We start from the raw sequence: 22083 nt of genomic DNA, 5'->3' as shown, positions 1-22083 counted from the left end.
CGCGCCCAGGGCGTCTCAGCGCCGCTTGTCGCCGCCGTTCGGATCCGTCAGCCCCGCCCGCCGCAGGGCGTCCGCCATCGCGCTGTTCGCCGGCGGCGGGGCCGAGGCCTGGCGTCCACCGCCGCCACCGCGGCCACCACGCCCCCCTTGCCGCTGCTGCGGAGGCCGCCCGCCACCGCCCCCGGACCGCTCCCGGTCCTGCTTGGCCGGCTGCGCCTCGTCGTCCAGCCGCAGCGTCAGGGAGATCCGCTTGCGGGGGATGTCGACGTCCATCACCTTCACCTTGACCACATCACCCGGCTTCACCACCTCGCGCGGGTCCTTCACGAAGTTCCTGGACATGGCGGAGACATGGACCAGACCGTCCTGATGCACACCGATGTCGACGAACGCGCCGAACGCCGCGACGTTCGTCACGACCCCCTCAAGCACCATCCCGGACGCCAGATCGCCGAGCTTCTCGACGCCGTCCTTGAACGTGGCCGTCTTGAAAGCCGGTCGCGGGTCCCGCCCCGGCTTCTCCAGCTCCCGCAGGATGTCGGTGACGGTCGGCAGACCGAAGGACTCGTTCACGAAATCGCCGGGCCGCAGCGTGCGCAGCACCGAAGCGTTCCCGATCAGCGAGGCGACCTCACTGCCCGTCCGCTTCACCATCGACCGCACCACCGGATACGCCTCGGGGTGCACACTCGACGCGTCCAGCGGGTCGTCACCGCCGCGGATACGGAGGAAGCCCGCGCACTGCTCGTACGCCTTCGGCCCCAGCCGGGCCACATCCTTGAGCGCGCGCCGCGAACGGAACGGCCCGTTGGCGTCGCGGTGGGCCACGATGTTCTCCGCGAGTCCCGCCCCGATGCCCGACACGCGCGAAAGCAGTGGCGCGGAAGCGGTGTTGACGTCCACACCGACACCGTTCACACAGTCCTCGACGACCGCGTCCAGCGAACGGGACAGCTTCACCTCGGACAGATCGTGCTGGTACTGGCCGACACCGATCGACTTGGGGTCGATCTTCACCAGCTCGGCCAGCGGGTCCTGGAGCCGGCGCGCGATGGAGACCGCGCCACGGATCGACACATCCAGATCGGGCAGCTCCTGCGAGGCGAACGCCGAGGCGGAGTACACGGAGGCGCCCGCCTCCGAGACCATCACCTTCGTGAGCTTCAGCTCGGGGTGCCTGGCACAGAGGTCTCCGGCGAGCTTGTCGGTCTCCCGGGACGCCGTGCCATTGCCGATCGCGATCAGATCGACGGAGTGGTCCTTGGCGAGCCGGGCCAGCTTCGCCAGCGACTCGTCCCACTTGTTCGCGGGCACATGGGGGTAGATCGTGTCGGTGGCGACGACCTTGCCGGTCGCGTCGACCACGGCCACCTTCACGCCCGTACGGAACCCGGGGTCGAGCCCGAGCGTGGCGCGGGTGCCGGCCGGGGCCGCCAGCAGCAGATCGCGGAGGTTGGCGGCGAACACCCGTACGGCCTCGTCCTCGGCGGCGGTCCGCAACCGGAGCCTGAGGTCGATCCCGAGATGCACCAGGATGCGGGTGCGCCACGCCCAGCGCACCGTGTCGGCGAGCCACTTGTCGGCGGGACGCCCGCGGTCGGCCACGCCGAAGCGGCGCGCGACCATGTTCTCGTACATGCTCGGCCCCGGCTGCTCCGACGGCTCCTCAGGCTCCAGGACCAGATCGAGGACATCCTCCTTCTCGCCCCGGAGCATGGCGAGCACGCGGTGCGAGGGCAGTTGGGAGAAGCCCTCCGCGAAGTCGAAGTAGTCGGCGAACTTGGCGCCGGCCTCCTCCTTGCCGTCCCGCACCTTCGCCACGACGCGGCCCCGGGTCCACATCCGTTCCCGCAGCTCACCGATGAGATCGGCGTCCTCGGAGAACCGCTCCGCGAGGATGGCGCGGGCGCCCTCCAGCGCCGCCGCGGGATCGGCGACCCCCTTGTCCGTGTCCACGAACGCGGCGGCCGCGGCGAGCGGATCCACCGACGGATCGCTCAACAGCCCCTCGGCGAGCGGTTCCAGACCGGCCTCCCGGGCGATCTGCGCCTTCGTGCGCCGCTTGGGCTTGAACGGCAGATAGATGTCCTCCAGCCGCGCCTTCGTGTCGGCGGCCCGGATCCGCGCCTCCAGGGCGTCGTCGAGCTTGCCCTGATCGCGCACGGACTCCAGGATCGCTCCCCGCCGCTCTTCCAGTTCACGCAGATAACGCAGCCGCTCCTCAAGCGTGCGCAGCTGCGCGTCGTCGAGCATCTCGGTCGCTTCTTTGCGATAGCGCGCGATGAACGGCACGGTCGACCCGCCGTCGAGCAGCTCGACGGCCGCCTTCACCTGCCGCTCCCGTACGCCGAGTTCCTCGGCGATCCTGCCTTCGATGGACGTCGTCACGATCACGCTCCGCTGTTCAGTGGTCCGCCGTGTGCATTGTGGCAGGTGGCACGGACATCAGCGGGCACGACCGGCGGTGACGAGCCGGTACGGGTCGGCAGAGGTGGCGAGCCGGGAGGAGAGATCAGCGTTTTCCGATGAGATCCGCCGGGAACGCGCCGGCCGCCTGCGCCGCCCCCGCGAGGGCCCCGCCCAGCTCGGTGAGGCGGGCCACTCCCGCGGCCCCCAGATGTTCGTACGGTGCCCGGTCCAGCCGGTCGGTCTCGTCCTCCAGCTCCTTGCGCAGCTCCGTACCCGACGCGGTCAGCTCGCCGTCCGCGGCCAGCAGCCCCCGTCCGCGCAGCCGCTCCTTGGCCGCCTCCCACTCCTCCTGACTCCAGCCCCGGCTGGCCAGGACCCACTTCGGTGACATGCCCCGGCCGCTGGCGGTATGGCTGGCCAGCGCCTCCAGCGGGTCGAGACCGGCGCTCAGCAGCGTGGCCAGATGGCCGTCACCGCGGTACTCCCGCAGCAGTGTGGCCGCGTGCCAGTACGCCAGATGCGGTGCGTCGGGCACCGGCAGATCGGCGTTGGCGGCGTACAGCGGACGCGCGGGGCGCGCGCACGCCTCGACGGCCCGCAGCGCCAGCTCCGCCGCCTCGGCCAGCTCCTTCGAGGCGAGGGCCTCTTCGCCCAGCAGCCGGCGCAGGAGCGAGTCGACCGCCCTCAGCCGCGCGTCGAGCGCGTCCTCGGGGGAGAGGGAGTCCCAGGCGCTCGGGATGTGCCGGGCGACGAGGTCGTGCCGGAAGTTGTAGAAGGCCGCGGTGACGGCCCCCGCGCCGACCCGCCCCAGGGGCGCCGCGCGGGCCGCGAAGTAGGCCGCCCGCGCGTCGTCCAGACCGGCGCGCGCGAACTCGCGTCCGAGGTCGGGGGAGAAGTAGAGGACCGAGTGGAACGGATTGACGACGGCGTGACAGCGCCGCGCGGCACGCTCGGGCAGTGAGGTCATGTCCGTACGTTACCGACTGGTCGGTACGGGCGACAAGGTGGGGGAGGGAGGGGCCGGAATGGCAGGAAGGGTGGGGAATTCGTCCTTGCGGCCGTCGTGCGCCGGGCCAAGGATGAGAACCATGAAAGAGCGATCCGTACTCGTCGTCCTCTATGACGAGGTGCAGAGCCTGGACGTGACCGGACCCGTGGAGGTGTTCAACGGCGCCGGGCTCGCCATCGGCGACCGCGGCGCGTACCGGATCCGCACGGCCTCGCTCGACGGCGCTCCCGTACGGACCTCCAGCGGGCTGACCCTCGTCCCTGATATGGCGCTCACCGACGCTCCCGACCCGCACACGCTGCTCGTGCCCGGCGGAAACGGCAGCCGCGCCCCCGACCCGCTGCTGATCGCGTGGCTGCGCCGCCGGGCGCCACGCGCCGCGCGCCTCGTCTCGGTCTGTACCGGAGCCCTGCTGCTCGCCGAGGCGGGGCTGCTCGACGGACGCCGCGCGACCACCCACTGGGTGGCGGTGGACCTGCTCGCCAGGCACTACCCCGCCGTCGACGTCGACCCCGATCCGATCTATGTACGGGACGGGGAGGTCTGCACCTCCGCCGGGGTCACCTCGGGCATCGATCTCGCCCTCGCCCTCGTCGAGGAGGACCACGGCCGTGAGGCGGCGCTCAGCGTGGCCCGCCATCTCGTGGTGTTCCTGCGCCGCCCCGGCAACCAGGCGCAGTTCAGCGTGCAGCTCGCCGCGCAGACCGCCCGGCGTGAGCCGCTGCGCGACGTACAGAGCTGGATCAGCGAGCACCCGGGTGATGATCTCTCGATCGACTCTCTGGCGGCGCGGGCCCGTCTCTCGCCCCGGCACTTCGCACGCGCCTTCCGGGCGGAGACCGGTATGACGCCGGGCCGCTATGTGGAGCGCGTACGGCTCGAACACGCCAGAAGGCTGCTGGAGGAGAGCACCGACGGCGTCGAGGAGATCTCCCGGGCGTGCGGCTACGGCACGCCCGAGGCCATGCGCCGCGCCTTTGTCAGAACCCTGGGCACAGCGCCCGCCGAGTATCGCCGCCGTTTCTGCCCGAGCCCGGCTGTCGTACCTGCCCCGACCCCCGTACCTGTCGCCAACCGGTCGGCGACCCCGTCGAAAGGCCTCTTATGAAGATCGCGATCGTCCTTTTCGAAGGCTTCACCGCGCTCGACGCCATCGGCCCCTACCAGATGCTCTGTTACACCCCGGGCGCCGAGACGTTCTTCGTCGCCGAGGAGACGGGGCCCGTGGCGGACGACACCGGTGCTCTCGCGCTCGTCGCAGGCAAGACGCTCGCCGAGGTCCCCGCGCCGGACGTCCTGGTGGTGCCGGGCGGGCCCGGCCAGGAGAAGCAGATGGAGAACGAGACGCTGCTCGGCTGGCTGCGCACGGCCGACACCGCCACCACCTGGACCACCTCCGTCTGCACCGGTTCCCTGCTGCTCGCGGCCGCCGGGCTGCTGCGGGGGCGGCGGGCCACCTCCCACTGGCTGGCCGTGGACACACTGCGTACGTACGGAGCCGAGCCCACGGGCGAACGCGTCGTCACCGACGGCAAGTACGTCACGGCCGCCGGTGTCTCCTCGGGGATCGACATGGGCCTCACCCTCGCGGGCAGGCTCGTCGACGACCGGTTCGCCCAGACCGTCCAGCTCCTGACGGAGTACGACCCGCAGCCGCCCTACGACGCCGGCTCGGCCGACAAGGCGCCCGCCGATCTTGTCGCGGAGATGCGGGACGGGAGCCGGTTCCTCACTCAGTGACGGCTCGGTCCGCGTCGGCCGGCCCGAACGTCCAGTTGAAGCGCGGCTCGCGGCGTTCCAGGAAGGCGGCGACCCCCTCCGCGGGGTCGCCGCTGCCGCGCGCCTGCGCGGTCCAATGGGCGGCACGGCCGGTACGGCCCGAGGTGAACTCCTTGGCCGCCGCCTGGGTCAGCGGTGAACGCGAGACCAGCACCCGCGCGAACTCCGCCACCCGCTTGCCCAACTCGCCCTCCGGCAGCACCTCGTCGACGAGTCCGGTACGCAGTGCCCGTTCGGTCTCGATCAACTCGGCCGAGAACAACAGGTGTTTGGTCGTGGCGGGCCCCACCAGCGAGGCCAGCCGGCGGGTGGACGACTCCGGGTAGACGATCCCGAGCCGCGCCGGAGTGACCCCGAACCGCGCTCCTTCCTCGGCGAACCGCAGATCGCAGGCCGCGGCCAGCTGGCAGCCGCCGCCCACGCAGTAGCCGCGTACGGCGGCGAGCGTCGGCTTGGGGAAGGCGGCCAGCGCCTCCTCGGCGGCCACCGCGGGCGCCGTCGGATCCTGGCCGGGCTCGCGCAGACACGAGATGTCGGCGCCCGCGCAGAAGGTGGCGCCCTCACCGGTCAGGACCAGCACCCGTACGGCGGGGTCGTCCGCCAGCGCCCCGAGCAGCGGTGGCAGCTCGCGCCACATCCGCGCGGTCATCGCGTTGTGCTTGGCGGGATGATGGATCACCACGGTCGCGATGCCGTCCGCGACAGTGTGCAGCAGCTGGGGCTCCATGCGACGGATGCTATCCCCGCTCTCCCTGACACCGGCAACCGCTCAGAATTCGCCAACAGGCGGGCAGAGGCGATCGTGTCTCCCGTTGTGTCGTTCGAATGCGGTCGCGACACGCCAATTCCGGCTGACTTCTGTTCAGTACTCAGGTACAGACCGCGCCGGTCCCAAGACTCGGTACCGATGGACGACACCGTTCGACGCAAGGGTGGGTGCCGCACGATGGAGAGCCGCGGAAGAGTTCCGGCCCGGCCGCTGTCGTACGAGGGGGTCTGGCGGTTCACCGCACCCGCCATCGACAGCTCCGTACCGCAGATCAGACACACCGTACGTGACCTGCTGAGACGTCAGCGCGTACCGGTCAGGGACGGGGTCGTCCAGGGGGTGCTGCTCATCGTCTCCGAGCTGGTCACCAACGCCGTACTGCACGCGGCTCTGCTCTCGCCGGAGATCGCCGTCGAGGTCGCCATCGGCGCGGCATGGATCCGGGTGTCGGTCGAGGACAACCATCCGTACCGGCCCACGGCGCTGGAGACGGATCACGCCAGGACGGGCGGGCGCGGGCTGCTGCTCGTACAGGAGATCTCGCGTGAGGCCGGCGGGAACTGCGGTGTGGAGCACACCGCCGGCGGCGGGAAGATCGTCTGGGCGGTGCTGCCCTTCCCGTCGCCGGCCGCGCCGGACACGCCCTGAGGCCCCCGGAGGGAGGTGTCACCAGCCCCCGGCAGGTCCGGTGAGCTCCCTGATCGCCGGGCGCGCCGTGTCCAGGACGGTCATGAACCACGCGGAGAACGTGGCCTTGCCATGCCGCTCGGTCAGCTCCGCCGGGGTGACGAACACCGTTTCACAGACCTCTTCGGGGTCCGGACTCGGCGCGGCCTGCGCGAGCCCGACGAAGAGATGGTTGTACTCCTGCTCGACCAGTCCCGAGGCCGGGTCGGGGTGGTTGTAGCGCACCGTCCCCGCCTCGGCGAGCAGCGAGGGCGAGATGCCCAGCTCCTCGTACGTACGGCGGGCGGCGGCGGCGAACGGCGCCTCGCCCGGGTACGGATGCCCGCAGCAGGTGTTCGACCAGACACCGGGGGAGTGGTACTTGCCGAGCGCGCGGCGCTGGATCAGCAGCCTGCCCTGCTCGTCGAAGAGGAAGACCGAGAACGCCCGGTGCAGTTGGCCGGGGGGCTGATGGGCCAGGAGTTTCTCGGCGGTGCCGATGGTATTGCCCTGCTCGTCGACCAGCTCCAGCATGATCGTTTCTTGTGCGCCGTTCGACGAGCTGTTCGCCGCAGTGACTGGTGTGGTCGGCATAACCATCCTTCGCATCGGGCCTCGGAGCCCAAGTCTGCCGCACAAAAGCCTCGTGTCCGCACTTCGGGGGCGTGGGTATGTTCGTTCGGCCGCGGCACGCCCCAGCGGACGTCAGTGGCAGAGCTTCGCCTCGTGCTCCGCATGACCCCGGGGCTCCAGCTGGAAGGTGCAGTGCTCGACATCGAAGTGATGGCCCAGACATCCCTGGAGGTCATGGAGCATCTTCTCGTGGCCCACCGCGTCCAGCGCGTCCTGGTCCACCACCACATGCGCGGAGAGCACGGGCATCCCGGACGTGATCGTCCAGGCATGGAGATCGTGTACGTCCGCCACCCCGGGCAGCGCGAGCATATGCGCGCGTACCTCATTCATGTCGACGTTCTTGGGCGCCGCTTCCAGCAGGACGTTCAGCGTCTCCCGCAGCAGCTTCACCGTACGCGGAACGATCATGAGTCCGATCAGCAGGCCCGCGATCGGGTCGGCCGTCTGCCAGCCCGTGGTCAGGATGATGACGGCCGAGACCAGCACCGCGAGCGAGCCCAGGGTGTCCGCGAGGACTTCCAGATACGCGCCGCGCACATTGAGGCTCTCCTTCTGCCCCCGCATCAGCAGCGAGAGGGAGACCAGGTTGGCGGCCATACCCACCAGGGCGAAGATGATGGTGAGCCCGCCCCTGGTCTCGGGCGGCACGAGGAAGCGCTCGATCGCCTCGTACAGCAGGAAGCCACCTACCCCGAGCAGCAGCACACAGTTGGCCAGCGCGGCGAGGATCTCGGCCCGCGCGAAACCGAAGGTGCGGGTCGCGTCCGCGGGCCGGGCGGCGAAGTGGATGGCCAGCAGGGCCATCCCGAGGCCCACCGCGTCCGTCGCCATGTGCGCCGCGTCCGCGAACAGCGCGAGGGAGTCGGAGGCGATACCGCCGACGATCTCCACCACCATCACGGACAGGGTGATCGACAGAGCGATACGCAGCCGGCCCCGGTACGCGGCGGTCGCGGTGCCCGCGGGTGGTGCTCCGTGCGTGTGCCCGTGGTTGTGCCCTGCCCCCATGAAGATGCCTCCCGGTCGTCCGGACAAAGTGCCGACGAGGTCAGTGAACTACGGGTGGGGGGTATCCGGCAACACGGCACTGAACACCGTTGTCATATGCTCTGACCTGCGGAAATGGCCGCAGGTCAGAGCATCGCGCAGTCACCCGACAGAGGCCGTGGGATGGTGCGGCCGCCAGCCCTCCCAGGCGGACTCGACCATCTCGCGTACACCGCGGCTCGCCGTCCACCCCAGCTCCTCACCGATCAGTCCGACGGCCGCGACGGCCCGCGCGGCGTCGCCGGGACGGCGCGCCTCGACCACCGGTTCCGTACGGTCGCCGGTCACCTCCGCCACCAGATCGGCCAGTTCGCGGACCGAGACCCCCTCGCCGCGGCCGATATTGACCGTGAGGTCCCCGGGGCCCTCCTGGCGGGCCAGCCACCGCGCGGCGGCGAGATGGGCCTCGGCGAGATCGGCGACATGGATGTAGTCCCGGATACAGGTGCCGTCCGGTGTCGGATAGTCGGCGCCGAAGATCCGCGGCGCCTCGCCCCGGCTGATCCGGTCGAAGAACATCGGGATGATGTTGAACACCCCGGTGTCCGCGAGGTCGGGGTGCCCGGCGCCCGCCACATTGAAGTAGCGCAGACACCCGGTGGCGATCGAGTGCGCCTTTCCGGTCGCCCGTACCAGCCACTCACCCGTGAGCTTGGTCTCGCCGTACGGATTGATCGGCACGGTGGGCGTCCGCTCCGTGATCAACTCCACATCGGGCACGCCGTACACGGCCGCCGAGGAGGAGAAGAGGAAACGCCGCACCCGCGCCGCCACCACGGCCTCCAGCAGCACTGTGAGCCCGTGCACATTCTCCCGGTAGTACCTCAGCGGCCGCTCGACGGACTCCCCGACCTGCTTCTTCGCCGCGAGATGCACGACCCCGGTGATCCCGTGCCCGGCGAGCGTACGGTCGACGAGCCCCCTGTCCAGCAAGGAGCCCCGGACGAGCGGGATCTCCGGGGGCAGCCGGTCGGCGACGCCGGTCGACAGATCGTCGAGCACGACGACGCGCTCGCCCGCCGCCGCCATGGACCGCGCGACATGCGCCCCGATATAACCCGCTCCACCTGTGATCAGCCACGTCATGCCGTCACCCTAGTGCTGTGGAGCGCTCGGTACGGACAGTGCTGTGGAGCGCTCGGGACGGACGCTCGGCCATGCCCCCTCCGGCGCCCTCGCTCACGTTCTGTCCATGTCGCGGTCCGCTCACGTCACGACCCGTTCATGTCATGGACCCGTCCACCACACCCGCGGTTTGTGGGGCGGGCCGTCGATGAACAATGATGATCTCCACGCGGGCCGCTCCCGGCTCAGATCATGGCGACCGGGGCGTAAACGGTCGGTGAACTAAGTCTTCTGTTCATCCGATAGCCTCTGCCGACGTGCCGGGGCCCGAATCCCGGGGTGTCCGCCGCGCACCCAGCCCTGTCAGCGCCAAGGAGTGAGTTCGTCTGTCGACCGCCATCCTCACCGGTCCACCGGTACCCGGATCGTCGCTCGAAGGCGATCTGCGGTCGCTGGGTTTCGACGTGCGTACCGCACCGGGCGCGGAAGAGGCCCGGGACCTGCTCGCCGCCGCCCCCGCGACCGAGCGGGTCGCGCTGGTCGACTCCCGCTTCGTCGGTCATCTCCACACGCTGCGGCTGGCCCTGACCGACCCCCGCTTCCCGGCCGCCGCCGTGCCCGGCGCGCTCACCGCCCAGCCCGGGACCCGTGCCGCGCTGCTGCGCGCCATGACGTCCCTGCACGAGACACACGAGACAGAGGACGGGCCCCGGCAGGCCGGCGGCACGACGGAGCCGGCGCGGCCGGCCACCACCGCCGTAGCCCCGTGTGAACCGCTCGCCGACCGGGTCGCCACCGCGCTCGACGCCGCCGGCACCGCCGTCACCCACCCCGGACTCGGCTCGCTCGTCGCCGCCGTACCGGCCGACGCCACCGCCCGGGAAGAGGCCGAGGCCGCCGTCGCCGCCGTGGACGACGAGGCCGTACGGCTGCGCTCCGCCGTGAAGGCCCGCGACGGCTTCTTCACCACCTTCTGCATCAGCCCGTACTCCCGCTATCTCGCCCGCTGGTGCGCCCGGCGCGGACTGACCCCCAACCAGGTCACCACCGCCTCGCTGATCACCGCGCTGATCGCGGCGGCCTGCGCGGCCACCGGCACCCGCGGCGGCTATGTCGCCGCCGGCGCGCTGCTGCTCCTCTCCTTCGTCCTGGACTGCACCGACGGGCAGCTCGCCCGCTACTCCCTCCAGTACTCCACGATGGGCGCCTGGCTCGACGCGACCTTCGACCGGGCCAAGGAGTACGCCTACTACGCGGGTCTGGCGCTCGGCGCCGCGCGGGGCGGCGACGACGTATGGGCGCTCGCGCTCGGTGCGATGGTTCTCCAGACCTGTCGCCATGTCGTCGACTTCTCGTTCAACGAGGCGAACGTCGACGCGACCGCCGCGAACTCCTCGGGGAAGGCCGTGGTGGGCACCCCCACCGCCGCGCTCTCCAGCAGACTCGACAGCGTCGGCTGGACGGTCTGGGTGCGCCGGATGATCGTGCTGCCGATCGGCGAGCGCTGGGCGATGATCGCCGTGCTGACCGCCCTCACCACCCCCCGGATCGTCTTCTACGCGCTGCTCATCGGCTGTGCCTTCGCCGCCTGCTACACCACCGCGGGCCGCGTCCTGCGCTCGGTGACCCGTAAGGCCGTCCGTACCGACCGGGCCGCCCAGGCGCTCGCGGACCTGTCCGACTCGGGGCCGCTCGCGGAGATCGTCGCGCGGCTGCTGCGCCGCCCGGCTCGCGCGCTGCCCGGCGTGCTGCCCTTCCTGGTCGCTCTGGCCGGTGGTGTCACGGTCGTCGCCACGGCGGCCTTCGGCCCGCTGCGGGGCTCCTGGCCCGGCTACGTGCCCTTCGACAGCCCCGTGCTCATCCTCGGCGCCCTGGTGTACGTGCTGACCTCGGGGTTCGCCGTCGCCCACCGGATGGGCGGCCCCCTCGACTGGCTGATCCCCCCGGTCTTCAGGGCGGCCGAGTACAGCACGATCCTGCTGTTCGCCGCCCGCGCCGATGTGCCCGGGGCGCTGCCCGCGGCATTCGGGCTGGTCGCGGCGGTCGCCTACCATCACTACGACGCGGTCTACCGCATCCGCGGCGGCACCGGCGCCCCGCCCCGCCCGCTCGTCTGGGCGCTCGGCGGCCACGAGGGCCGCACCTTGCTGGTCACCGTCTGCGCCGCCTTCTCCACGCGCGCATTCGACTTCCCGCTGGAACTGACGGTGCTCGCCGTCGCCGTGGCGCTGGTCGCGCTCACGGAGTCCATCCGGTTCTGGGTGTCCTCCGGAGCCCCCGCCGTGCATGACGAAGGAGAACCCGCATGATCGGCCTCGTACTCGCCGCCGGTGCCGGAAGGCGTCTGCGCCCCTACACCGACACGCTGCCGAAGGCCCTCGTGCCGGTGGACCCGGCCGGGCAGGGGACCACCACGGTTCTCGACCTGACGCTCGGCAACTTCGCCGAGGTCGGTCTCACCGAGGCCGCGATCGTCGTCGGCTACCGCAAGGAGGCCGTGTACGAGCGCAAGGCCGCGCTGGAGAAGACCTACGGGCTGAAGCTCACCCTCGTCGACAACGACAAGGCCGAGGAGTGGAACAACGCCTACTCCCTCTGGTGCGCGCGCGATGTGCTGACACGAGGTGTGATCCTCGCCAACGGCGACACCGTGCACCCGGTCTCCGTGGAGAAGACCCTCCTCGCCGCCCGCGGCGAGGACCGCCGGATCATCCTGGCCCTCGATACGGTCAAGCGGCTGGCCGACGAGGAGATGAAGGTCATCACGGACGGCGCCGGGGGCGTACGCCGGATCACCAAGCTGATGGACCCGGCCACCGCCACCGGCGAGTACATCGGGGTCACCCTGATCGAGCCCGAGGCCGCCGCGGACCTCGCCGACGCGCTCAAGGCCACCTTCGAACGGGACCCCGACCTCTACTACGAGGACGGCTACCAGGAGCTGGTGAACCGCGGCTTCACCCTCGATGTGGCGCCGATCGGCGACATCCCCTGGGTCGAGATCGACAACCACGACGACCTCGCGAAGGGCCGTGAGATCGCGTGCCAGTACTGACCCGGCTCATCCCGTCCCCGGTCGTCGTCGACATCAGCCGCGGCGCCCTGGACGATCTCGCCGGCCTCCTGGCCGACCAGCGGATCTCCAGCTCGGGCCGGCTCGCCGTGGCCACAAGCGGCGGCTCGGGACAGGTGCTGCGCGAACGGCTCGCACCGGACCTGCCGGGCGCGGACTGGTTCTCCGTCGCGGACGGCACGATCGACTGCGCGGTCAGGCTCGCCGACGACATCAAGGGCAAGCGGTACGACGCCGTGGTCGGCCTCGGCGGCGGCAAGATCATCGACGTGACGAAGTACGCGGCTGCCCGGGTGGGCCTGCCGATGGTGGCCGTCGCCACCAACCTCTCGCACGACGGCCTGTGTTCACCGGTCGCGACGCTCGACAACGACAACGGCCGCGGCTCGTACGGCGTCCCCACCCCCATCGCCGTCGTCATCGACCTCGATGTGATCAGGGACGCGCCGATCCGCTTCGTACGGTCCGGCATCGGCGACGCCATCTCGAACCTCTCGGCCATCGCGGACTGGGAGCTGTCGCACCGCATCAACGGCGAGCCGGTGGACGGACTGGCCGCCGCCATGGCCCGTACCGCGGGCGAAGCCGTGCTGCGTCACCCCGGCGGGGTCGGCGACGACGAGTTTCTGACCGTCCTGGCGGAGGCGCTGGTGCTCACCGGTATCGCCATGTCGATCAGCGGGGACACCCGCCCCTCGTCCGGTGCCTGCCATGAGATCAGTCACGCCTTCGACCTGCTCTACCCCAGGCGCTCCGCGCTCCACGGAGAGCAGGTCGGCATCGGCGCCGCCTTCGCCATGCATCTGCGCGGCGCCCATGAGCAGTCGCACCTGTTCACCGAGGTGCTGCACCGGCACGGGCTGCCCGTGCTGCCCGAGGAGATCGGCTTCTCCGTGGCGGAGTTCGTCCGGGCCGTCGCCTACGCGCCGCAGACCCGTCCCGGCCGCTTCACCATCCTCGAACACCTCGACCTGTCCACCGACCACATCAGGGACGCGTACGCCGACTATGCCAAGACCATCAGTAGCTGAACTCCGCCCGGTCGTACACCCGGAGGGGGTCAAGGACCGGCGCAGCGGTGAGCACTGGGCCGGGCGCCTGTACATGCGGGAGATCTCGCTGCGCGTCGACCGGTATCTGGTGAACACGCGCGTCACGCCCAACCAGCTGACGTATGTGATGACCGTCGCCGGTGCCCTCGCCGCCCCCGCCCTCCTGGTGCCGGGGATCACGGGCGCGGTGCTCGGTGTGCTGGCGGTCCAGCTCTATCTGCTGCTGGACTGCGTCGACGGCGAGATCGCCCGCTGGAAGAAGCAGTACTCGATGACCGGGGTGTATCTGGACCGGGTCGCCGCCTATCTGTGCGACGCCGCCGTTCTGCTCGGCTTCGGGCTGCGCGGCGCCGATCTGTGGGGCACCGGACGGATCGACTGGCTGTGGGCCTTCCTCGGCACGCTCGCCGCCCTCGGCGCCATCATGGTCAAGGCCGAGACCGACCTGGTCGGCGTCGCCCGTCATCAGCAGGGCCTGGCTCCGGTCAAGGAGGCGGCCTCCGAGCCGCGCTCGTCCGGTATGGCGCTGGCCCGCAGGGCCGCCGGGGCGCTCAAGTTCCACCGGCTCATCCTCGGGATCGAGGCGTCCCTGCTGATCCTGCTCCTGGCGATCCTGGACTCGGTCAGGGGCGATCTGTTCTTCAGCCGCCTCGGGATCGCGGTCCTGGCCGCGATCGCCGTCGTACAGACCGTGTTGCACCTGGTCTCCATCCTGGCGTCCAGCAGGCTGAGGTGAGCGATATGCGGCTCGGCGCGGTGATCATCACGATGGGTGACCGCCCCGGCGAACTGCGTGCGCTGATCGATTCCGTCCGGCGCCAGAACGGCGACCCGGTCGAGATCGTCGTGGTCGGGAACGGCGCCCCCGTAGGCGCCGTTCCGGACGGCGTACGGACGGTCGAGCTGCCCGAGAACCTCGGGATCCCCGGCGGCCGCAATGTCGGGATCGAGGCGTTCGGGGCCGCCGGTTCGGACGTGGACGCCCTGCTCTTCCTGGACGACGACGGTCTGCTGCCGCACACCGACACCGCCGAACTGCTCCGCGAGGCGTTCGCGGCCGACCCCGTGCTGGGGATCGTCAGCTTCCGGATCACCGACCCGGAGACCGGTCTCACCCAGCGCCGCCATGTCCCGCGGCTGCGCGCCTCGGACCCGCTGCGGTCCTCCCGGGTGACGACCTTCCTCGGCGGCGCCAGTGCCGTACGTACGAAGGTCCTCGCGCAGGTCGGCGCGTTGCCCGGCGGTTTCTTCTACGCCCACGAGGAGACCGATCTCGCCTGGCGGGCGCTGGACGCGGGCTGGATGATCGACTACCGCGCCGACATGGTGCTGAACCACCCGACCATGCCGCCGTCCCGGCACGCGGTCTATCACCGCATGGTGGCCCGTAACCGGGTCTGGCTCGCCCGTCGCAATCTGCCCGCCCCCGTCGTCCCGTTCTATCTCGGCGTTTGGGTGCTGCTCACCCTGGTCCGGCGGCCTTCCGTGTCCGCGCTGAAGGCGTGGTTCGGCGGGTTCCGGGAGGGCTGGGCGACCCCGTGCGGGCCGCGCCGTCCGATGAAGTGGCGTACGGTATGGCGGCTGACCCGGCTGGGCCGACCGCCTGTCATCTGACAAGCTCGGTTCTGAGAGCATCGGACTAGGGTCTTTCGTTTGGATCAGCCCGGCATGATCCAAACGAGAGGCCCTAGAGGCCGCCTGCCTCTTAACCCCCCCGGGGCCGGGCCGTCCGCGCCCGCGCCCGACCGGCTGCGCATCTTGAACACGAAAGTTTCAACTTGTGAGTGACACAACCCAAGAGGGTGCGATCGCTGTGAGCGCCCCCCCGTCGCCCGACGACGGTCTGTCCGCGGCGGATCTCGCCGCCAAGTACGGTCTGTCGGTGAGCGGTGCCCGGCCAGGGCTGCGCGACTACCTCCGGCAGCTGTGGGGCCGGCGTCATTTCATCCTGGCCTTTTCCCAGGCGAAGCTCACGGCCCAGTACAGCCAGGCGAAGCTGGGCCAGCTCTGGCAGGTGGCGACCCCGCTGCTGAACGCCTTCGTCTACTACTTGATCTTCGGCCTGCTCCTGGGGACCAAGAAGGGCATCCCGCAGGATGTCTTCGTGCCCTTCCTGGTCACCGGGGTCTTCGTCTTCACCTTCACCCAGAGCTCGGTGATGGCGGGCGTCCGCGCCATCTCCGGCAATCTGGGGCTCGTGCGGGCCCTGCACTTCCCGCGGGCCTCGCTGCCGGTGTCCTTCTCCCTCCAGCAGCTTCAGCAACTGCTCTTCTCGATGATCGTGCTGGTCGCCGTCGCGGTGGCCTTCGGCAGCTACCCGGCCCTGAGCTGGCTGCTGGTCGTGCCCGCGCTGGCGCTCCAGTTCGTCTTCAACACCGGTCTCGCGCTGATCATGGCGAGGCTGGGCAGCAAGACCCCCGACCTCGCCCAGCTGATGCCGTTCGTGATGCGCACCTGGATGTACGCCTCGGGCGTGATGTTCTCGATCCCGTTGATGCTCCAGGACAAGCCCGCCTGGATCGCCGACGTACTCCAGTACAACCCGGCCGCCGTCTATATGGACCTGGTCAGGTTCGCGCTGATCGACGGGTACGGTTCCGACAACCTGCCCGCGCATGTCTGGCTGGTCGCGCTGTTGTGGGCCGTGCTGCTGGGCGTCGTCGGCTTCGTCTACTTCTGGAAGGCTGAGGAGCGCTACGGCCGTGGCTGAGGAGAACACGCAGGGGCGTATCCCCACGGTCATCGCCGACGACGTGCACATCGTGTACCGCGTCAACGGCGGTGGCGGCGGCCGCGGCAGCGCCACCGCCGCGCTCAGCCGCATACTCCGCCGCGACAAGGGGGAGTCGCGGGGCGTCCGCAAGGTCCATGCCGTCCGGGGGGTCACCTTCACCGCGTACCGCGGCGAGGCGATCGGGCTGATCGGCACCAACGGTTCCGGCAAGTCGACCCTGCTGCGTGCGATCGCCGGTCTGCTGCCGGCCGAGAGCGGCAAGGTCTACACCGACGGCCAGCCGTCCCTGCTGGGGGTCAACGCGGCCCTGATGAACGATCTGACCGGTGAGCGCAATGTCATCCTCGGCGGTCTGGCCATGGGGATGACACGGGAGCAGATCCGCGAGCGCTACCAGGAGATCGTCGACTTCTCCGGCATCAACGAGAAGGGCGACTTCATCACCCTCCCCATGCGGACGTACTCCTCCGGCATGGCGGCCAGGCTCCGGTTCTCCATCGCCGCCGCCAAGGACCACGACGTCCTCATGATCGACGAGGCACTGGCCACCGGCGACCGGAAGTTCCAGATCCGCTCCGAGCAGCGGATCCGTGAGCTGCGCAAGGAGGCGGGTACGGTCTTCCTGGTCAGCCACAGCAACAAGTCGATCAGGGACACCTGTGACCGGGTGCTGTGGCTGGAGAAGGGCGAGCTGCTGATGGACGGCCCGACCGACGAGGTCATCAAGGCGTACGAGAAGGAGACCGGCAAGTAGTCCGGTCGGACATGATCGAAGGGCCCCCGCCGGATCGCCCCGGCGGGGGCCTCCTGGTGAGTCAATCGTCAAGGATCGGTCAAGTCCGGTGGGTCGGGGGAAGGTTGGCATGTATTGCGCAGTTCTTGTAATGCGCGTAACACCCCGACGTGTTCCTCTTAGCTGTACAACGTAAGCTGTGCTGGGCTGATTCGCGGCAAGTGGGGTCATTCCCACGGAGCCCCCCGCCTGCCTGGCAGCCTTCTGTACTCGGAGGAGCGGGCGGCGTGTCCGAAATGGGATGTATTGGGTCAGCAGTGTAGAACGGGAGATGTGACGGCAATGACGGAAAATCTCCAGCTCCGCGAGGATTCCGCCGTCCCCGTACCGGGCAGCACGCGATGACGGGCCCCCCACAGGTACGCTCCGACGCCTCCGCGCGCACCACCCTGGACAAGGCCGCGGACGAGAACTTTCCCGTGGCCCCGTTCTTCCTGCCACGTGCCTGGCGAGACGATCTGATGGCCGTGTACGGCTTCGCGCGGCTCGTCGACGACATCGGTGACGGCGATCTCGCCCCCGGCGGCGGTGACGCCCGCCACCTGGGCGTGGACCCCTCCCAGGCCGATGACCGCGTGGTCATGCTGGACGCCTTCGAGGCCGATCTGCGGCGCCTCTTCGCACCGCGGGGCCCGGCTCCGGCACATCCGCTGCTGCGCGCCCTGACGTCGACCGTGCGGCGACGCTCGCTCACCCCCGAGCCGTTCCTCGGACTGATCGCGGCCAACCGTCAGGACCAGCTGGTACGCCGCTACGAGACCTATGACGACCTGCTCGCCTACTGCGAGCTGTCCGCGAACCCGGTCGGCCGTCTCGTCCTTGAGATCACCGGCACCGCGAGCCCCGAGCGCGTCCGCCGCTCCGACGCCGTCTGCACGGCGCTCCAGATCGTCGAGCACCTCCAGGACGTCACCGAGGACCTCGGCCGGGACCGTATCTATCTGCCCGCCCAGGACATGAAGAGGTTTCATGTCACCGAGGCGGACCTCGCCGCGGGCACCGCGAACGCGTCGGTGCGCGCGCTGGTGGCCTTCGAGGCCGAACGTGCCGGGCAGCTGCTGGAAGAGGGCATCCCGCTGGTGAGCAGCGTCCACGGCAGACTCCGGCTGCTGCTCGCCGGATTCGTCGCCGGAGGGCGTGCCGCCCTCGTTTCGATCGCGGCCGCCGGGCACGATGTGCTCCCCGGACCGCCCAAGCCCACCAAGCCGCGTCTGCTGCGCGAAGTGGGAGCTGTCCTGCGAAGTGCGCACAGAGAGGGGTGAGCCGGAACGTGGAGGGACAGACGCCCATGTCCGCGCCGGTACTGGCGGCCTACAGCTACTGCGAGGCCGTCACCGGGCAGCAGGCCCGTAACTTCGCCTATGGCATCAGACTGCTGCCGGCCGAGAAGCGACAGGCCATGTCCGCGCTGTACGCCCTCTCGCGGCGGGTGGACGACATCGGCGACGGCACACTCGCCCCGGAGGCCAAGCAGGCACGCCTCGACGACACCCGTGCGCTCCTTGAGCGGGTCAGAAAGGGTGCGGTGGACGAGGACGACACCGACCCCGTCGCCGTCGCGCTCACCGACGCGTCGCGCCGCTTCCCGATCCCGCTCGGCGGCCTCGACGAGCTGATCGACGGCGTGCTGATGGACGTACGCGGCGACACCTATGAGACCTGGGACGACCTCAAGGCCTACTGCCGGTGTGTCGCGGGCGCCATCGGCCGGGTGTCGCTCGGCGTGTTCGGCACCACCCCCGGCGCGCCCGGCGCCGAGCGCGCCGCCGAGTACGCCGACACGCTGGGCCTCGCCCTCCAGTTGACCAACATCCTGCGCGACGTGCGCGAGGACGCGGGCAACGGCCGTACGTACCTGCCCTCGGACGACCTCGCCAAGTTCGGCTGCTCCGCGGGCTTCCACAGCGCGACCCCGGCGGCGGGCGCCGACTTCGCAGGACTGGTGCACTTCGAGGTACGCCGCGCCCGCGCGCTCTTCGCCGAGGGCCTGCGTCTGCTGCCCATGCTCGACCGGCGCAGCGGCGCCTGCGTCGCCGCCATGGCCGGTATCTACCGCCGGCTGCTCGACCGCATCGCACGCGATCCCGGTGCCGTGCTGCGCGGGAGGGTCTCGCTGCCGGGACGCGAGAAGGCCTATGTCGCCGTGCGCGGGCTCTCGGGGCTCGACGCGCGCCAGATCTCCCGGCAGACCATCAGGAGGCGTGGCTGATGCGGCTCACCGCCAGATTCGGCCCGATCCCCACGCCCCGCGGAATCCACCGGAACACGCACACACACCCACGGTTCTCAACCCCTCGGCGCACTGACGCGTCCTTGACCGCGACGGAACCGGTGGCTGAACCGGTGGCTGAAACGCCGGCCATGGGGAAACGTCATGGAAGCGCCGTAGGGCGTGTCGTGAAAGCAGCATCGTCCGCCCGCAGGGCGGGGCCGCCGGGCGTGGCGGGCCCAGCGGGACTTCGCGGACACGGGGGGCAGGTATGACAACGGCCGAGGGCACAACCCGTCACGCGGTCGTGATCGGCGCGGGACTCGCCGGGATCACGGCCGCGCTTCAGCTCGCCGACGCCGGAGTGCGGGTGACGCTCGTCGAGGGGCGGCCCCGGCTCGGCGGTCTCGCCTTCTCCTTCCAGCGTGGCGATCTCACCATCGACAACGGCCAGCATGTGTATCTGCGCTGCTGTACGGCGTACCGCTGGTTCCTCGACCGGGTGGACGGCGCCGCGCTCGCGCCGCTCCAGGACCGGCTGGACGTACCCGTACTCGATGTCGCCCCGGCCGGGGGGCCCCGGCTGGGACGGATTCGCCGCAACGCTCTGCCCGTACCGCTGCATCTGGCCGCCGGGCTCGCGACGTATCCGCATCTCTCCCTGGCCGAGCGCGCCTCCGTCGGGCGCGCCGCGCTCGCGCTCAAGCGGCTCGACCCCGCCGACCCGGCGCTGGACGGCATCGACTTCGCCACCTGGCTCGGCCGGCACGGTCAGTCGGAGCGGACCATCGAGGCCCTGTGGGACCTGGTCGGCGTGGCGACTCTCAACGCCACCGCGCCGCACGCGTCCATGGGGCTCGCCGCGATGGTCTTCAAGACCGGGCTGCTCTCCGAGCCCGGAGCCGCCGACATCGGCTGGGCGCGTGTCCCGCTCGGTGAGCTGCACGACACGCTCGCCCGCAAGGCGCTCGACTCCGCGGGGGTACGGACCGAGACCCGTACCCGTGTCAGCTCCGTCTCCCGTGCGGAGGACGGCGGCTGGCATGTCGACATGGACGGAGAGCGGCTGCGCGCGGACGCCGTCGTCCTCGCCGTGGCCCAGCGCGAGGCCCACTCGCTGCTGCCCGGGGGCGCGCTGGCGGACTCCGACCGGCTGCTGGACATCGGCACCGCGCCGATCCTCAACCTCCATGTCGTCTACGACCGCAAGGTGCTGCGCCGGCCGTTCTTCGCCGCGCTCGGCAGCCCGGTCCAGTGGGTCTTCGACCGTACCGACGCCTCGGGACTGAAGGACGGCCAGTATCTGGCGGTGTCCCAGTCGGCCGCCCAGGACGAGATCGACACGCCCGTTTCGGAGTTGCGTGCGCGCTATCTGCCTGAACTGGAACGACTCCTTCCGGCCGCCAGGGGCGCGGAGGTGCGGGACTTCTTCGTGACACGCGAGCGCACCGCGACGTTCGCGCCCGCGCCGGGCGTGGGCAGGCTGCGGCCGGCCGCCCACACCCGTGCCCCCGGCCTCTTCCTGGCCGGCGCATGGACCGCCACCGGTTGGCCCGCGACCATGGAGGGTGCGGTGCGCAGCGGCTTCAGCGCCGCCGGCGCGGCCCTCTCCGAGCTGGGGCACCGCCATGAACACCCCTTGCGGGAGGCGGCATGAGTCCGAGCACCGCACCAACGAGTACTGGAACAAGAGGAGAGACCGTGCCGACTGTGCCCCCGGCTGATCCGGCCGTCGACACCGCGGATGTCCACGCGCTGCTTGAGCGAGGACGGAGCCTGTCAACGCCGGTGCTGCGCGCCGCTGTTGGGCGGCTTGCCGCGCCCATGGACACCGTCGCGGCCTACCACTTCGGCTGGATCGACGCCGATGGCCGGCCCGCCGACGGAGACGGCGGGAAGGCGGTGCGCCCGGCGCTCGCGCTGCTCTCCGCGGAGGCCGCCGGCGCCCCCGCCGAGACGGGCGTCCCCGGCGCGGTCGCGGTGGAGCTGGTCCACAACTTCTCGCTGCTGCACGACGATCTGATGGACGGCGACGAGCAGCGCCGGCACCGCGACACCGTATGGAAGGTGCACGGCCCCGCCCAGGCGATCCTCGTCGGCGACGCCCTCTTCGTGCTCGCCAACGAGGTGCTGCTGGAGATCGGCACGGCCGAGGCGGGCCGCGCGACACGCCGGCTGACCGCCGCGACCCGCAAACTGATCGACGGTCAGGCGCAGGACATCTCCTACGAGCACCGCGAGCGGGTCACCGTCGAGGAGTGCCTGGAGATGGAGGGCAACAAGACCGGCGCCCTGCTCGCCTGCGCCGTCTCCATCGGCGCGGTCCTCGGCGGCGCCGACGACCGTACGGCCGACACGCTGGAGGCGTACGGGTACCATCTCGGGCTCGCCTTCCAGGCCGTTGACGATCTGCTCGGCATCTGGGGCGACCCGGAGGCCACCGGCAAGCAGACCTGGAGCGATCTGCGTCAGCGCAAGAAGTCCCTGCCCGTCGTCGCCGCGCTCGCCGCGGGCGGCCCGGCCTCGCAACGGCTCGGCGAACTGCTCGCCGCCGACGCCAAGAGCAATGATTTCGAGACCTTCTCGGAGGAAGAATTCGCCACCAGGGCGGCGTTGATCGAAGAGGCGGGCGGCCGGGAGTGGACCTCGCAGGAGGCTCGCAGGCAGCACGCTGTCGCCATCGAGGCCCTGGACGGTGTCGACATGCCGGATCAGGTCCGGGCGCAGCTCATCGCGCTCGCGGACTTCGTCGTCGTACGAAAGAGATGATCACTATCCCCCAATGCCTTCCTTCCAGGGGCTGAACCCCATACCCCCAACAGTCGCCGTCCAGGGCCCGTAG

General features: G+C 70.6%; 20 protein-coding genes. 14 read left to right on the top strand and 6 right to left on the bottom strand.

Translation table 11 applies throughout. From position 1 onward, the window contains the following. Nucleotides 1-15: 15 nt before the first annotated feature. Nucleotides 16-2388, bottom strand: a complete 2373-nt coding sequence (locus tag ABTZ59_RS26575) for a Tex family protein (protein WP_351417435.1) — start codon at nt 2386-2388, stop codon at nt 16-18. A gap of 124 nt (nt 2389-2512) precedes the next feature. Then, a complete protein-coding gene (locus tag ABTZ59_RS26570) occupies nt 2513-3376 on the bottom strand; it encodes an SCO6745 family protein (RefSeq protein WP_351417430.1) in 864 nt (287 codons plus the stop codon). A 121-nt stretch (nt 3377-3497) separates the two neighbouring features. Between ABTZ59_RS26570 and ABTZ59_RS26565 the strand changes: the two genes are divergently transcribed. Then, a complete protein-coding gene (locus ABTZ59_RS26565; protein ID WP_351417427.1) occupies nt 3498-4526 on the top strand; it encodes a GlxA family transcriptional regulator in 1029 nt (342 codons plus the stop codon). Further along, nucleotides 4523-5158 (top strand): DJ-1/PfpI family protein, encoded by a 636-nt coding sequence (locus ABTZ59_RS26560; protein ID WP_351417420.1) that lies wholly within the window; start codon nt 4523-4525, stop codon nt 5156-5158. The genes ABTZ59_RS26565 and ABTZ59_RS26560 overlap by 4 nt, the downstream gene beginning before the upstream one ends. Here ABTZ59_RS26560 and ABTZ59_RS26555 read toward each other — a convergent pair. After that, complete coding sequence (locus ABTZ59_RS26555; protein ID WP_351417415.1) at nt 5148-5924, bottom strand: enoyl-CoA hydratase/isomerase family protein; 777 nt, start codon at nt 5922-5924, stop codon at nt 5148-5150. The two genes, ABTZ59_RS26560 and ABTZ59_RS26555, sit on opposite strands and share 11 nt — an antisense overlap. Before the next feature lie 219 nt (nt 5925-6143). On the opposite strand from ABTZ59_RS26555, the gene ABTZ59_RS26550 reads away from it, so the two are divergent. After that, entirely contained in the window at nt 6144-6614 is a 471-nt protein-coding gene (locus ABTZ59_RS26550) for an ATP-binding protein (RefSeq protein ID WP_351417410.1), read from the top strand. 18 nt (nt 6615-6632) lie between these two features. On the opposite strand, the gene idi is transcribed toward ABTZ59_RS26550, so the two are convergent. The 3 genes from idi to galE form a co-directional block, all read right to left on the bottom strand. Beyond that, nucleotides 6633-7226 carry an isopentenyl-diphosphate Delta-isomerase gene (idi, locus tag ABTZ59_RS26545; RefSeq protein WP_351417406.1) on the bottom strand — a complete coding sequence of 198 codons (594 nt, stop codon included), beginning with the start codon at nt 7224-7226 and terminating at the stop codon, nt 6633-6635. Nucleotides 7227-7337: 111 nt separating this feature from the next. Further along, nucleotides 7338-8276, bottom strand: a complete 939-nt coding sequence (locus ABTZ59_RS26540) for a cation diffusion facilitator family transporter (RefSeq protein WP_351417401.1) — start codon at nt 8274-8276, stop codon at nt 7338-7340. Nucleotides 8277-8417: 141 nt separating this feature from the next. After that, nucleotides 8418-9401: a UDP-glucose 4-epimerase GalE gene (galE, locus tag ABTZ59_RS26535; RefSeq protein ID WP_351417396.1), complete on the bottom strand. Its 984-nt coding sequence runs from the start codon at nt 9399-9401 to the stop codon at nt 8418-8420. 365 nt (nt 9402-9766) lie between these two features. Here galE and ABTZ59_RS26530 point away from each other — a divergent pair, with 365 nt between their 5' ends. The 11 genes from ABTZ59_RS26530 (at nt 9767) to ABTZ59_RS26480 (ending at nt 22010) form a co-directional block, all read left to right on the top strand. Then, nucleotides 9767-11689 (top strand): DUF5941 domain-containing protein, encoded by a 1923-nt coding sequence (locus ABTZ59_RS26530; RefSeq protein WP_351417588.1) that lies wholly within the window; start codon nt 9767-9769, stop codon nt 11687-11689. Beyond that, complete coding sequence (locus ABTZ59_RS26525) at nt 11686-12435, top strand: phosphocholine cytidylyltransferase family protein (RefSeq protein ID WP_351417391.1); 750 nt, start codon at nt 11686-11688, stop codon at nt 12433-12435. Before ABTZ59_RS26530 ends, ABTZ59_RS26525 begins: the two co-directional genes overlap by 4 nt. Then, entirely contained in the window at nt 12423-13484 is a 1062-nt protein-coding gene (locus ABTZ59_RS26520) for an iron-containing alcohol dehydrogenase family protein (protein ID WP_351417384.1), read from the top strand. Before ABTZ59_RS26525 ends, ABTZ59_RS26520 begins: the two co-directional genes overlap by 13 nt. Further along, the gene (locus tag ABTZ59_RS26515) at nt 13462-14241 is read left to right on the top strand and encodes a CDP-alcohol phosphatidyltransferase family protein (RefSeq protein ID WP_351417374.1); all 780 of its coding nucleotides are present in this window, start codon (nt 13462-13464) and stop codon (nt 14239-14241) included. The genes ABTZ59_RS26520 and ABTZ59_RS26515 overlap by 23 nt, the downstream gene beginning before the upstream one ends. Before the next feature lie 5 nt (nt 14242-14246). Further along, a complete protein-coding gene (locus tag ABTZ59_RS26510) occupies nt 14247-15119 on the top strand; it encodes a glycosyltransferase family 2 protein (RefSeq protein WP_351417584.1) in 873 nt (290 codons plus the stop codon). A 166-nt stretch (nt 15120-15285) separates the two neighbouring features. Continuing rightward, entirely contained in the window at nt 15286-16215 is a 930-nt protein-coding gene (locus ABTZ59_RS26505) for an ABC transporter permease (protein ID WP_351417369.1), read from the top strand. Continuing rightward, nucleotides 16208-16993 (top strand): ABC transporter ATP-binding protein, encoded by a 786-nt coding sequence (locus tag ABTZ59_RS26500; protein ID WP_351417361.1) that lies wholly within the window; start codon nt 16208-16210, stop codon nt 16991-16993. The genes ABTZ59_RS26505 and ABTZ59_RS26500 overlap by 8 nt, the downstream gene beginning before the upstream one ends. A 380-nt stretch (nt 16994-17373) precedes the next feature. Beyond that, a complete protein-coding gene (gene hpnC, locus ABTZ59_RS26495) occupies nt 17374-18294 on the top strand; it encodes a squalene synthase HpnC (RefSeq protein WP_351417358.1) in 921 nt (306 codons plus the stop codon). Beyond that, the gene (gene hpnD / locus ABTZ59_RS26490; RefSeq protein ID WP_503003698.1) at nt 18291-19241 is read left to right on the top strand and encodes a presqualene diphosphate synthase HpnD; all 951 of its coding nucleotides are present in this window, start codon (nt 18291-18293) and stop codon (nt 19239-19241) included. Before hpnC ends, hpnD begins: the two co-directional genes overlap by 4 nt. 271 nt (nt 19242-19512) lie before the next feature. Continuing rightward, the gene (gene hpnE, locus ABTZ59_RS26485; protein ID WP_351417342.1) at nt 19513-20898 is read left to right on the top strand and encodes a hydroxysqualene dehydroxylase HpnE; all 1386 of its coding nucleotides are present in this window, start codon (nt 19513-19515) and stop codon (nt 20896-20898) included. Then, nucleotides 20895-22010, top strand: coding sequence for a polyprenyl synthetase family protein (locus ABTZ59_RS26480; RefSeq protein WP_351417332.1), 1116 nt, complete (start codon nt 20895-20897; stop codon nt 22008-22010). Before hpnE ends, ABTZ59_RS26480 begins: the two co-directional genes overlap by 4 nt. Nucleotides 22011-22083 lie beyond the last annotated feature (73 nt).

Source organism: Streptomyces sp. NPDC094034 (genome assembly GCF_040303865.1).
Lineage (GTDB): Bacteria > Actinomycetota > Actinomycetes > Streptomycetales > Streptomycetaceae > Streptomyces.
This window is presented reverse-complemented; position numbering and strand designations above follow the sequence as displayed.